Source organism: Acetobacter vaccinii, from assembly GCF_008365315.1.
Lineage (GTDB): Bacteria > Pseudomonadota > Alphaproteobacteria > Acetobacterales > Acetobacteraceae > Acetobacter > Acetobacter vaccinii.
Genome location: NZ_CP043506.1, coordinates 257,505 through 269,511 on the forward strand (window position 1 = coordinate 257,505; position 12,007 = coordinate 269,511).

The 12,007-nt window shown below is 61.9% G+C and carries 12 protein-coding genes; 4 read left to right on the top strand and 8 right to left on the bottom strand.

Features of this window, described 5'->3' with window-relative positions; translation table 11 throughout:
- Positions 1 to 10: 10 nt before the first annotated feature.
- The 4 genes from FLP30_RS01120 to FLP30_RS01135 form a co-directional block, all read right to left on the bottom strand.
- Entirely contained in the window at positions 11 to 607 is a 597-nt protein-coding gene (locus FLP30_RS01120) for a Smr/MutS family protein (RefSeq protein ID WP_149277972.1), read from the bottom strand.
- Positions 608 to 822: 215 nt separating this feature from the next.
- A complete protein-coding gene (locus FLP30_RS01125) occupies positions 823 to 2,241 on the bottom strand; it encodes a cytochrome-c peroxidase (RefSeq protein ID WP_149277973.1) in 1,419 nt (472 codons plus the stop codon).
- Between the two features lie 116 nt (positions 2,242 to 2,357).
- The gene (locus tag FLP30_RS01130; protein ID WP_408834550.1) at positions 2,358 to 3,128 is read right to left on the bottom strand and encodes a DNA-methyltransferase; all 771 of its coding nucleotides are present in this window, start codon (positions 3,126 to 3,128) and stop codon (positions 2,358 to 2,360) included.
- 62 nt (positions 3,129 to 3,190) lie between these two features.
- Positions 3,191 to 3,874: a Tim44/TimA family putative adaptor protein gene (locus tag FLP30_RS01135; RefSeq protein ID WP_149277975.1), complete on the bottom strand. Its 684-nt coding sequence runs from the start codon at positions 3,872 to 3,874 to the stop codon at positions 3,191 to 3,193.
- A 173-nt stretch (positions 3,875 to 4,047) separates the two neighbouring features.
- Here FLP30_RS01135 and FLP30_RS01140 point away from each other — a divergent pair, with 173 nt between their 5' ends.
- Entirely contained in the window at positions 4,048 to 4,569 is a 522-nt protein-coding gene (locus tag FLP30_RS01140; protein ID WP_149277976.1) for a histidine phosphatase family protein, read from the top strand.
- A gap of 91 nt (positions 4,570 to 4,660) precedes the next feature.
- A complete protein-coding gene (gene secB / locus FLP30_RS01145) occupies positions 4,661 to 5,158 on the top strand; it encodes a protein-export chaperone SecB (protein ID WP_149277977.1) in 498 nt (165 codons plus the stop codon).
- A 58-nt stretch (positions 5,159 to 5,216) separates the two neighbouring features.
- Here secB and FLP30_RS01150 read toward each other — a convergent pair whose 3' ends face one another.
- The gene (locus FLP30_RS01150; protein WP_149277978.1) at positions 5,217 to 5,954 is read right to left on the bottom strand and encodes a uroporphyrinogen-III synthase; all 738 of its coding nucleotides are present in this window, start codon (positions 5,952 to 5,954) and stop codon (positions 5,217 to 5,219) included.
- 3 nt (positions 5,955 to 5,957) lie between these two features.
- On the bottom strand, positions 5,958 to 7,031 hold the full coding sequence (hemC, locus tag FLP30_RS01155) for a hydroxymethylbilane synthase (RefSeq protein WP_149277979.1): 1,074 nt from the start codon (positions 7,029 to 7,031) through the stop codon (positions 5,958 to 5,960).
- A gap of 147 nt (positions 7,032 to 7,178) precedes the next feature.
- On the opposite strand from hemC, the gene tsaD reads away from it, so the two are divergent.
- Both tsaD and FLP30_RS01165 read left to right on the top strand, forming a co-directional pair.
- Positions 7,179 to 8,285, top strand: a complete 1,107-nt coding sequence (gene tsaD, locus FLP30_RS01160; protein WP_149277980.1) for a tRNA (adenosine(37)-N6)-threonylcarbamoyltransferase complex transferase subunit TsaD — start codon at positions 7,179 to 7,181, stop codon at positions 8,283 to 8,285.
- The gene (locus FLP30_RS01165; protein ID WP_149277981.1) at positions 8,282 to 9,103 is read left to right on the top strand and encodes a 23S rRNA (adenine(2030)-N(6))-methyltransferase RlmJ; all 822 of its coding nucleotides are present in this window, start codon (positions 8,282 to 8,284) and stop codon (positions 9,101 to 9,103) included. Before tsaD ends, FLP30_RS01165 begins: the two co-directional genes overlap by 4 nt.
- 22 nt (positions 9,104 to 9,125) lie before the next feature.
- Here the strand turns inward: FLP30_RS01165 and FLP30_RS01170 are convergent, their stop codons facing one another.
- The gene (locus FLP30_RS01170; RefSeq protein WP_149277982.1) at positions 9,126 to 9,842 is read right to left on the bottom strand and encodes a MarC family protein; all 717 of its coding nucleotides are present in this window, start codon (positions 9,840 to 9,842) and stop codon (positions 9,126 to 9,128) included.
- Positions 9,843 to 9,898: 56 nt separating this feature from the next.
- The gene (locus FLP30_RS01175; RefSeq protein WP_149277983.1) at positions 9,899 to 11,989 is read right to left on the bottom strand and encodes a lysylphosphatidylglycerol synthase domain-containing protein; all 2,091 of its coding nucleotides are present in this window, start codon (positions 11,987 to 11,989) and stop codon (positions 9,899 to 9,901) included.
- Between the last annotated feature and the right edge of the window lie 18 nt (positions 11,990 to 12,007).

The following is a 12,007-nucleotide window of genomic DNA, read 5'->3' on the forward strand; positions in this document are numbered from 1 at the left end:
CAGCGATCACTTATTTGCTTTTACGCCGCTTAAGCAGTACCCGCACCGACCCCCGATTACCCGCATGAGGATAAGTCGTGCCCAGAATGCGGTGGCGGATTTCTGGCCTTTCCAACCAGACGGGCAACTCCCTGCGTAGAATACCGCCCTCCTCGCCCGAGCCTAGTCCGGTAATGATCTCGACACAGCGGGCCCCGCGCCGCCATGCGACATCCATGAACTCCATAAGCCTGCGAAAAGCGTCCTGCGCCACCATACCGTGCAGGTCCAGACGGCTATCCACCCGCATGCCCCCCTGCGAAAACCGACGCCAGCTATAATCATCCATCCCTGGCTGGCGCTGCCCTATACTGTCCGCCAGTTTTGTAGCCAGCAGCAGCCTAACCGCAGGCTCCGTAGGCAAGGATGGTGGTGGAATTGCAGGAGAAAAATGACGCGCAAAGCGTACCGGGCTCCCCGCAGGCGGCACGGCACCCGCTACGGGCGCTGTGACCTCCACCGGGGGTAAAGAGGGGGGCATAATCACCCGCAAGGGTGCGACATCCCGCACCACCAGCGCCCAGAGTGCCTTTTCCTCTTCCCCCAACTGTCTGCTGCGTCTGCTCACCCTACGCTCCATTCACCAACCTCTGGCTGGTAATATGGCCTGTGGGCCACCCCATAACAAAACAGCCCGGTCAGTAGGGTTATCGCCTACTGCCGGACCGTTTTTCAAGCCACAACGCCGCAAGTGGGCGTTACGTTGCCACCCTTGGGGCTTTTTGTGCCCCCATGCCGGGTTTTGACCAGCATGGAAACATAACGGGCTGCCGCACCTGCTTTTTAGTGGTGCATGTCGTCCAGAGAGTGCCCCTGATAACGCCCTGTCAAAGTTTTGAGGAACGCGACAATATCGGTCACGTCCTGCTCCGACGGTGTATGGTCGGGGGTCTGGTAACGCGCCATCTCACGCACCGCCTGTTCCAACGTCTTGGCACTGCCGTCGTGGAAATACGGAGCCGTCAGGGCGATGTTCCGCAGGGTCGGCACCACAAAACGCGACTGATCCTCGGCCTTGTTGGTGACTGTGTAGCGGCCTTTGTCAGCATCTGTCAGCGGGCCACCACGATCCTTGAAGTAGTCACCCTCCAGCCCCATGACCTCATAAGCGCCACCACCCAGAGCAATACCGCTATGGCAGCCCGCGCAGCCTATGGCCTTGAAGCGCTCATACCCCCGCTGGGCCTCCGGGCTGATCGCGTTCTTCTGCCCTTTCAGATACTCATCAAAGGGGCTGTCCGGGGTGATCAGGGTTTTTTCAAACTCGGCAATCGCGGTCGTAATGGTCTGTTTGTCAATCTTGGCATCAGGCCCAAAAGCCGCCTGGAACAGGGGCGTATAGGCTTTGTCGGCATCCAGCTTGTCAGCAACCTGCGTCCAGTCGTGCGAGCCCATTTCCAGCGGGTTCATCACCGGACCTGCGGCCTGCTCGGCCAGATCGGCTGCACGCCCGTTCCAGAACTGCGCGATCTTGAAATAGGCATTATAGACAGACGGGACATTGATTGGCCCTTTCTGCCCGCCAATACCGGTCGCGGTGACCAGATTATCCACGCCGCCCGTTTCCAGCCCGTGGCAGCTTGCACAGCTTAAAGTGCCGTCGCCCGACAGACCTTTGTCAAAAAACAGCTTCTGCCCCAGCACAACCTGCGCCTGATTGACCGGCACGCTGGCGGGCACAGGGCGTACAGGCTCGGCTGTAAAGGCTGCTGCCGCGCCGGTGTTTGCATAATAGTGCCGCCGTGTGTCAGCCACCCATGTCAGCACGGCCTGACGGTCGGCGGCTGTCAGATAGGCATGCCAGTGCAGCAGCAGATACTGTGCGGGCGGCATACGGTTTTGCAGAATGACTTCCTCAATCCGCGACAGCTGCTCTTCCGACGGCGGTTTCCCCTGCTCGAAGGCTTCCAGCACCGGCTCAATACGGAAGTGCCGCAGCCCCTGTGTCAGATCACGCTCCATCAGCGTATGGGCCAGGGGCAGCTTGAAATAGAACGGCAGATCACGGCCCTGGGCGTGGCAGTAATCACAGCGTGCGTTGCTCAGCACATCAAAGGCGGCCAGAGCCACCGGGTTATGCCGCGTGGGGGATGCCGCGGAAAGCACTGGCGCAGTCTCGTGGTCGAAATGCTGCAAAAACGCAACAGTGCCGCCATACGCCACAATACCCGCACCGGCCAGAGCCACCAGTATCCGTTTCACCACTCGACCTCCTGCTGTGTGTCAGACCGCCGTTATGCGGACTGCCCCCTTGTGTGGGTCGCAGGATGAAATGTCAAAACGATTATTTTTACAAAAATGATTTATTCAATCGATAATCATTCGCTACGCCCCGCCATGGCATCCCGCAGGCGCGCACGCGCAACCGCCACGTAGTCGGCATCAATATCAATCCCGACCCCGGTGCAGCCCAGGTTCTGGGCCGCCAGCAACGTTGTGCCCGTACCCATGAAAGGGTCCAGCACATGGGCCTGCTCGCGCCCATGCAAAAGAATGCACTGCTCAGGCAGAGCCACGGGAAATGTGCCCGGATGATCGAACTTTTCAGCCCGCCCCCGCACGGTCTGGTAGGGGATAAACCAGGCATCCCCCCGGCAGCGCCTGTCCTGCGAATGACCGCGCCGGGCAATGTTGGATTTGTCCTTGTAGGGCACCCCCGCCCCCAGCCGGTCGAGCTGGACCGTGCCATCGCATGTAAAGTGGAACACATGCTCATGCCCGCGGTGCAGGTAGCGCTGGCTATTCATGGGTTTGAAATGACCAAAGCTGTCCACACCCACGGAAATGGATTTGACCCATGAAATATGGTTTTGCAGCACAAACAGCGCACGCAGGCGCACGGCCAGTTCAAACGGCAGCCATGGCTGGGCGGACGAACCCGAAATGTTGAGAAAAAACGACCCATCGGGCTTGAGCACACGCCGCAACTGCGTGCCAATGGCCACCATCCAGTCCAGATAGTCTTCCTCTGCCCTGCGGTCGGGGTAGCTCCGGTAGGACAGGCCGATATTATAGGGTGGTGATGTCACCACTACATCAACGCTGTGCTCCTGCATGCGCTTGAGCACACGCAGGCAGTCACCACGCACTATTTCCTGCAATCCAATTCTGTACCGCCTCAGGCGCGGAGCCCGGGCCGAGTCGGCCTCTGTCACGCACTACGCGCCGACGCAAGCCGCCACGCACCACCGCTGACACCGGGCATGCGCTCGAAAGTCCACAGGTCGGAAAACTCGGTCACGGCATCTGTCCCGGTCACCGGCTGGCCAGCGCTGTTCAGCACCAGACTGACCTGATCGGACACAATCCGCACATCAATAGCCACAACCGTACCAGCCTCCTGCGGGGTAATACGGGCGTCCTCGATAGCGAGGGAACGCACAGCCCGGATGTCTGTCTTCTGGGTCTCACCCGCAGCTTCACGCGCGGCTATCGCGGCCTCGAACGTGGCGTAAACGGAGGGTACCAGTGCCGCCCTGAGCGTGTCCCGGTTGCCATCGGCATAGGCTTTGACCACCTGGGTAAAGGCCACCTGCGCACCGTTGAGAAACTGCTGGGGAGCAAAGGTTGTGTCCTGCTGCCTGACAGCCTGCAAAACCTGCCCCACCCGTGTGCCTGGTGAAGGAATATCGTACTCGACCGCAACCGTTTCAGCCTGTTCCGCCTGCGCTTCGGGCACATGGGGGGCTATGGCTGGCCGGGGTGCCACTGGCAGCACAGGCGGCTGGATGCCCACCCGCTTGCCCAGCACGCTACGCAGCCGCAGTACAAGAAACACCGCCACCAGAGCCAGCAGAACCAGATCGACCGGGAAATGGCCGAGAGAAAAATCCATCTGTCTTACGTCCACCTATCTACCCTGCCTGCCGGGTGCCACAGGCCCAATACCACGGGGAATCCCGCTTTCCCTTTTGTGCACCTTACCACATAGTCATGTGTACAGGCCGATACAATGCCGTTCCCTCCCCATGGGGTGGATTATCCTGCCCAGAACCCTCCGGACCCTGCATGATCATCCTGCGTCACTGCGAAAGTGAATTCAACCGCCTCTATACCCTGCATGGGCGTGACCCCAACCTGCCCGATCCCGGCCTGTCAGCCCGGGGTCTGGCCCACGCGCAGGAACTGGTGCCCCAGCTTACGGGCCTGGGTATTACGCGTATTCTCGTCTCGCCCTTTACGCGGGCTCTGCAAACTGCCCGCCCGCTGGCCACCGCCTTGGGAATTGTGCCAGAAATTACTCCACTGATCCGCGAAAGAGGGTTATTTTCCTGCGATGAGGGCACCCCCGCCTCCACTCTGGCGGGCGATTGGCCTGCGCTGGACTTCAGCCACCTGGCAGAACACTGGTGGTCGCCCCCGCCCGAGCCAGACCATGCGCTGAACCAGCGTGCACAGGACTTCCGCACCACACTCAAAACCCACCCCCACCCGCAGGGGCAGACGCTTGTGGTCTCCCACTGGTGGTTTCTGCTGGCGCTGAGCGACCGCAGTCTGGAAAATGGGGAATGGCGGCACCAGCACCCCTGACGCCAACAGGGCAGGACTGTGTTGGCTAAGCCCCGGGAGCATGCTACCGCAGAAGGGTTGAAGAACGCCCAGAGTAGGAAAACGGTCATCCATGTCTGAAACTGTCCAGCCCACCCCGCCCGCGTTGCCGCTGTCCATCAACCTGCAGTACACACGCGACCTGTCCTTTGAGGTTCCGGCGGGTGCTGAAATTTTTGCAACGCTCCGCAGCCAGCCTCAGATTGGCGTCAACATCGACGTCCAGGCCAACCGCCTGCAGGACGACCAGATGATTTACGAGGTTGTTCTGTCCATCAAGGCAGAAGCCAAGGAAGCCCCGGAGACCGAAGGTGGCCAGGCTGGGCGCGTCGTGTTCATTACCGAACTGGTGTACGCCGCTGTTGTAACCCTGACCAACCCGCCGCAGGACCTGCTGGAGCCGATCCTGCTGGTGGAAGTACCGCGTCTGATCTTCCCCTACGCCCGCAACATCATCAGCGATGTCACACGTGATGGTGGCTTCCCCCCCATCGTGCTGCAGCCCATTGATTTTGTGGCTCTGTGGCAGGCCCGCCGCGCTGACTTCCCCCAGGCTGCCGGTCACGCCTGATATCGGTTTTGTCCAACCGGGCAAACCAGCCCTCCGCCCTATGGGTGGAGGGTTTTTTTTATGCCTGCTCCGCACCACCACGGCCAGAATACACCCCCAGCGCCGCCATCATACCCGCGGCATCGGGGGATGCCGCAACGGACACCACGCCGTGCCAGCCAAGCGCCTGCACGGCCTGCGCCACCACCGGGGAAATAACGATGGCCCGCACTGCCCGCGCCGCCACTTGTGCAGAGGCCGGCAAAGCCGCGAACCAGCTTGCCGCACTCCGGGCGGAGAAGAACAGAACAGCCGCCGCCTGTCCGCCCTCCAGAGCAGTTGTGACAACAGGCGCAATGCAGGAAACCGGCCGGGCGTCATACACCACCCTGCGTATGACCCGAAAACCGGCCCCCCGCAGGCTATGCACCAACTCCCCCCCCTGCCCACGGCCCGACAGTACCATCAACGCCCCTTGGGCGGGCGTACGGTGCTGGCACAGCACATGGGCCAAAGCCTCGGCATTGCCATCGGCACTTTGCACAGTTGCAAACCCGACCTGACGCAGGCGGGCCGCTGTGCGCGCACCAACAGCATAAAAGGGCATATCTGGCGGAACAACGCCCTGCACCGCAGGTACCGCCTGCCCGCTGGTCACGAGCACGGCAGAGACAGTCCGCGCCACAGCAGGCATCTGCCGCGCCACAATGCGTAACGAGGGGGAGGCATGAGCCAGCCAGCCTGCCTGCTGCACTGCTGCAAGGGTCTCACTCAGGCCCGGTTCGGGCCGGGTGACGATGACCCCGCGCGCAGGCATTGTTCAGCTTTCCAGGAAAATATCCGCCGGGCTGTCCCGGCGCAGGCTTTCACCAAGATCGCGGCCAAGGCGTGCGGCATCTTCTGGCGCACCGCTAATGGTGCGGCGGAGCAGGAAAGACCCATCCTCACGCGCAACAAGGCCTGTCAGGTGCAGTTCCGGCTCGCCCCCCGCCACAACAGGGATCAACTGGGCGTAGCCACCAATAGGGGTGCGGCATGAGCCATCAAGCTCCGCCAGCAGTGCCCGCTCGGCTGTAGCAACAGCGCGGGCTTCGTAATCCTCGATTGCGGCCAGGAGTTCGCGCAGTTCCACATCGTCCTCACGGACTGTCACCCCGACAATGCCCTGGCCAGCCGCAGGCACCATCACGGCCGGGTCCAGCACAAGGGTTGCGCGTTCAGCCATGCCCAGCCGCTTCAACCCGGCGAGGGCAAGCAGGGTGGCCCCACACTGACGGGCTGCCAGCTTGTCGAGTCTGGTCTGCACATTGCCGCGCAGCAGGCCGAATCTGAGGTCTGGGCGGGCATGGAGCATCTGCGCCTGCCGGCGCACAGAGGCACAGCCCACCAGCGCCCCCTGCGGCAGGGCGGAATACGGATCATCCGGGTCAGTCGGCACTAGGTCCGGTCCCAGAATAAGCGCATCACGCGCATCTTCCCGGCGCAGTGTGCAGGCCAGCACCAAGCCGGGCGGCAGGGTGGTTTCCAGGTCCTTCAGGCTGTGGACGGCAAAATCAATACGCCCGTCGGACAGGGCCTCATGAATTTCTTTTGAAAACAGACCCTTGCCACCAATCTCCGCCAACCTCCGGTTTTGCACCTGGTCACCGGTGGTGTTGATCTGGTGCTCCTGGAACGCCCCCATGTCGCGCAGGATCGGGCAGAACCTGGTCAGCGTTGTCAGGAACGCGCGCGTCTGCACCAGCGCAAGCGGAGACCCGCGCGTACCCACACGCAATGGCAGGGAATGACGCCCTGAATGCTCGCTCGGTTTCTTCTGGCGGGCTGCCGCTTCCGCGGCAACTTCCTGCAAGGCTGGCGAAAGGACGGAGGAGGAAGGGTAGGCTGAATCCATAAGATGTGTCTATTACCGGGGTAGAGAGAAAGGACAAGATGTGATGAAGCCCGGCTGGTCTGAAAAACTTGCGCGACCGGAAAAGCGTTCCGCCCCTGTCCACCTTTTGTGTGCTGGCATGGATACAGTTTTTTGGGCCATGCGTCCATGAACCACGCTGCAAACGGGGCTGCCCCTGCCGGGCCGGTGCTGGCCATCGAGTCCTCCTGTGACGAAACCGCCTGCGCCATTCTGGCCCCCGATGGCACGATTCTGGCCCAGCGTGTTGTCTCGCAGGATGGACATGCCGATTTTGGTGGTGTCGTGCCCGAAATTGCCGCCCGCGCCCATCTGGCGCTGCTGCCGGGCCTTGTGGCAGCAACCCTGAATGACGCAGGGCTGGAGGCCTCCGCCCTTGCCCTTGTCGCCGCCAGCACGGGGCCGGGGCTTATTGGTGGGCTGATCGTGGGCAGCGGCTTTGCCAAGGGGCTGGCGCTGGCGCTCGATATCCCCTTTATCGCGGTCAACCATGTGGAGGCCCATGCCCTCACCGCACGGCTGCCCGGCCTTGTACCCGGTGGGGCGCCCTTTCCCCACCTGCTTGTTCTTGTCTCAGGCGGGCACTGCCAGTGCATAGCCGTTGAAGGCGTGGGCCGTTACCGCAAACTGGGCGGCACGATTGATGATGCCGCAGGTGAGGCCTTTGACAAGGTTGCCAAGATGCTCGGCCTTGGGTGGCCCGGCGGCCCCATGCTGGAAAAACTGGCGCGCGAGGGCAACCCCAGCGCCATTGCCCTGCCCCGCCCGCTCCTACGGCGCGCTGGGTGTGATTTTTCCTTCTCCGGTCTGAAGACCGCCATCGCCCAGAAGCTGGCACCTTATGGCCAGACCCCTCTGCCCCGCCAGTTTGCTGCCGATCTGGCCGCGTCCTTCCAACAGGCTGTGGCCGATGTCATGGCAGACCGCATCAACCACGCGCTGGATATGATGCCACAGGCTGGCCTGCTGGTGGCCGCAGGCGGTGTTGCTGCCAATACGCTGCTACGCACAACGCTGGAAACCACAGCCGCACAACGCGGCCTGCGCTTTGCGGCCCCGCCGCTCCGACTCTGCACCGACAATGCCGTCATGGTCGCATGGGCCGCGCTGGAAACCTGGGCCGAGGCCAGCCGCCAGCACAAAACCCCCTTTACTGACACCGCCATGCGCCCCCGCCCGCGCTGGCCCCTGGAAGAGATGGCCGAGCGTATTGCCGCCATAAAAACCGCAGCATGAATTACCGACACGCCTACCATGCCGGCAACTTTGCCGACTGCATGAAACACGCCCTGCTTGTCAGCCTGCTTGGGTCCTACCTGCACAAGCCTGCCCCGTTTATAGTGCTGGACACCCACGCTGGTACAGGCCGCTATGACCTTGAAGGCACTGAAGCGGAAAAAACAGGCGAATGGCACAGCGGCATTGGCCGACTGGCGCACGAAGCCCCCAACAGCCCCCTCGCCCCCTGGCTGGATCTGGTCCGTCAGGCCGGTGGCCCACGGTATTACCCGGGCTCCCCCCTGCTGGCATCGCTGATGCTGCGGCCACAGGACAGGCTGATCTGTTGCGAAAAGCACCCGCAGGACAAGCGTGACCTCTACCGCCTGTTTGCACGCACCCCCAACACCACCGTGCATGAACGCGACGCCTACGAAGCCCTGCGCGCTCTGCTCCCCCCCAAGGACATCAAACGCGGCCTGATCCTGATGGACCCGCCTTTTGAGGAGGCCGGGGAGTTCGAACGTCTGACGCAAGCGCTCCAGACCATACGCACCCGGTTTGCCACAGCGGTCGTTGCCATCTGGTACCCCATCAAGCACCGCACTCCGGTCAGGGCATTTCAGACTGCGATTGCTGATTCGGGCGTGCGGGATGTCCTGACCGCAGAATTGCTGATGCGCCCACCGCATGATCCAGACCAGTTGAACGGGTCCGGCCTGCTGGTTGTACGCCCGCCCTACGGCTTTGCCGAAAACGCAACACGGCTGCTGGACCGCCTGAAAACCGTGCTTGCGGCGCATGATGCCACCGTCAGCACCCTTGTGCCGGAATAGGCCCTAAACCTCCATCGCCCCTTCAGCCCGCGCGTGGGCTGGAGGGATGGTTCAGGTTGGCCCAGATATCGGTAATAAAGCCCTGGGCACCAGCCGCCAGAATTTGCACCCCGATACACAGCAGCACCAGCGCTGCCAGCCTGCTGACAATCCGCGTGCCAGTCACACCCAGCATGGAAACCATTTTTTCCGAGCTGGAATAAGCGGCCCAGATCAGCGCCACAACGCCTATAGCGGCCAGGCTGATGCCAATGCCATAGGCTATAAACGACTGGTCATGCGGTGCCCCTGACCCCAGGGCAATGGCCACCGCAATGGTGCCTGGCCCCACGGTAAACGGCATAGCCAGAGGAAAAAACGCAGAATCCGCCCAATTGGCCGCCATGACGGTGCGACCATCCTGCAAGGCCTGCTTTTCCTTCTGGGCTTCCACATTTTCCGGGCTGTTCAGCAAGTCCCATGCTCTTACGGCCACGACAAGCCCACCCGCCACACGCAGGGCGTTGACGGTAATGCCGAACAGCGACAGCACCATGCTGCCAAACCAGAGCGACACCATAAGCAGCATGAAGGAATAGAACGACACCAGCCGCGACAGGCCCATGATTTCGGTCTGGGACCGACCAGCCGTGGCCTGTGCGAAAATAAGCGCCGCACCAAACGGATTAACGATGGAAAACAGTGCTGGGAAAGCAAGCAGAAAAGCGGCCAAAGTCGATTTGGCCGCTGCTATATTCATCAAATCAAGATGAAGAAAATGCCCCATCATGCCCCGTCGCGGATTGTGCCAACCACCTAGCCAGCAGCAGGTGGCTGAGTGCCGTGTTGCGTCATTGTATCCATTGCATGAGCGCACTGGAATGCAAATTGCGCGGCAAAAGCCATATCAGTTGAAGGGTAGCAGAAATGTCGGCCGCTGCCATCCTCCAGCGCCCATGCGCTCAGGCCTATGTCGTCATAAATGCGCAAAAATGGCTCGCCCACGTTCCAGAAAACAGGCTTTAGACCTTCCTGCAAAGCCAGATCACGCAGGCGCCAGATGGCGGAAATGCAGTCGTCTTCCTCACCCGCGGGGTCACCCAGACCGATCAGGCACCCTTGCCGGACAAACAGGGGCAGCATGGCCTCGTCCGCATCACCGCTGACAAAACCATCGGGTTTAAAATCGGGTGTCTCAGGCATGGCATGGGCCAGCCCCCGGTAACGGGCATGGGCTTTCTCTGTCCAGGGCAGGACGGCAATGCGGCCAGGCAGCAGCAGCCGCACCACCACCACCAAGGCCAGCACGACCGACAAAGCCACAGTCCAGCGGACGGCCCCTTTGACCTGCCCGGCCAGCACAATCTGCCACCAGCTTTCATGCAGGCTCTGGCGCAAGGCCAGCACAATCACACACCCGAAAAGCAGGAGCAGGCACAGCAGGGTGCTCGGGGTCAGGGGTTCGCTCAACAACCGGGCGCGGCGATAATAACAATGGCGATACGGGGCAATGAACAGTGTGGACAGGCCCAGCACCGCAGGCACCACAAGCGTATTGCCACGCAGGAAGGTCAGCACCGAGGCCACCAGCAGCAACCACAAAGCCCCCCGCCATGCCAGCGTAACCCGTTGTGACAGCCCGATCGCCAACCCGACCAGCACCACCCCCATCAGCGACAGCAGGTAGTTGCCCCCAACCCTGGCCAGGGCCGCAAGGCTACCGGGCAGGTCGTCGGATACCGGGGCCGGGGCCAGCAGGGTCAGGCAGGTCAGCAGCAGGCCACACAAGGCCACTGTGCCGGTTGCAACGGCTACGGAAAATGCAGCTTCACTCTCACGCACCACAAGGCTGGGCCTGCGGCGCACCGCAACAGTCTGGGTTCCCTCGGCATTGGCTTTTTTCTTGGCCAGCGCGGCATCACCACGCAAAAACAGTTCATGCCCGGCAAACATGATCCCGGCCAAAAATAGCGGGATGATGTAGTAGAACAGCCGGAAAATCAGGATCATGCCCAAAATCTGCGGCGCGGGCATATACGGCCCCAGAGCCAGCAGCATGGCACCGTCAAACACACCCAGCCCACCCGGAACGCTGGCCACCAGCCCGGCTGTGTAAGACGCCAGATAAATGGCCAGAAAGGACCCGAAATCGATCCCTGTACCCGCAGGCAGCAGCACAAAGGCAATACTGGCTGTTGCCGCCACCTCCGCCGTGGCCACCCCTGTCTGCATGATCGCCATGGCGGGGGACGGCAGGGCGACAACCCATTTGCGGAAGCGGAACTCCCGCACCCGGAAGGCCAGCCCGATATAGGCAATAACCGCCAGCCAGAGCAGCCCCCCCACAACCGCCAGCACCCACTGGGGTACGTGGGTGCCAAGCCCCGGTAGCACACCCGGCTCCCAGATCAGCACGGCGCCGATCAGCACGGAGGCACCCAGCAGATACGTAGCGGAGCAGAACGCAATAATCTGGGTTATGGCAAAGGAGTCCACCCCCCAGTTCCGGTACAGCCTGTACCGCACTGCCGCGCCCGAAACAGCAGAAAACCCAAGGTTATGCGACAGCACGTAGGAGCAGAACGCCGCAAACGCCGCCCGGCGGAACGGCAGTTGCCTGTACCCCACCTGTATGGCCGCCAGCCTGTCGTAAAAGGACAGGATGAAATAGGACAGCACGGTGCAGAAAGCGGCTGCCAGCATGCCTGACACCGGCGTTGCCGCCATAGCCTGTTTGATATCGGCCAGCCGCAGGTGGCGCAGTTCGTGCTGCACCACAAAAATGGCGGCGGCCATCAGCACCAGCCCCAGCACATGGGGAAGGTGCCTACACCATCTGCGCCAGCCACATGCCTCCGCCGCCTGCAAGGGGGAGGGTGTGTCCTGTGGTGCGCCGTTCCGCTTCATGACTGCGGTGGCCCCTGC

Bases quoted from the DNA above. Each gene is read 5' to 3' on its own strand.
- FLP30_RS01150 (WP_149277978.1), bottom strand. From the start codon at position 5,954: ATGCCTGCGCGCGGGGTCATCGTCACCCGGCCCGAACCGGGCCTGAGT.
- FLP30_RS01135 (WP_149277975.1), bottom strand. From the start codon at position 3,874: ATGGATTTTTCTCTCGGCCATTTCCCGGTCGATCTGGTTCTGCTGGCT.
- FLP30_RS01175 (WP_149277983.1), bottom strand. From the start codon at position 11,989: ATGAAGCGGAACGGCGCACCACAGGACACACCCTCCCCCTTGCAGGCG.
- secB (WP_149277977.1), top strand. From the start codon at position 4,661: ATGTCTGAAACTGTCCAGCCCACCCCGCCCGCGTTGCCGCTGTCCATC.
- tsaD (WP_149277980.1), top strand. From the start codon at position 7,179: ATGAACCACGCTGCAAACGGGGCTGCCCCTGCCGGGCCGGTGCTGGCC.
- FLP30_RS01165 (WP_149277981.1), top strand. From the start codon at position 8,282: ATGAATTACCGACACGCCTACCATGCCGGCAACTTTGCCGACTGCATG.
- hemC (WP_149277979.1), bottom strand. From the start codon at position 7,031: ATGGATTCAGCCTACCCTTCCTCCTCCGTCCTTTCGCCAGCCTTGCAG.
- FLP30_RS01140 (WP_149277976.1), top strand. From the start codon at position 4,048: ATGATCATCCTGCGTCACTGCGAAAGTGAATTCAACCGCCTCTATACC.
- FLP30_RS01170 (WP_149277982.1), bottom strand. From the start codon at position 9,842: ATGAATATAGCAGCGGCCAAATCGACTTTGGCCGCTTTTCTGCTTGCT.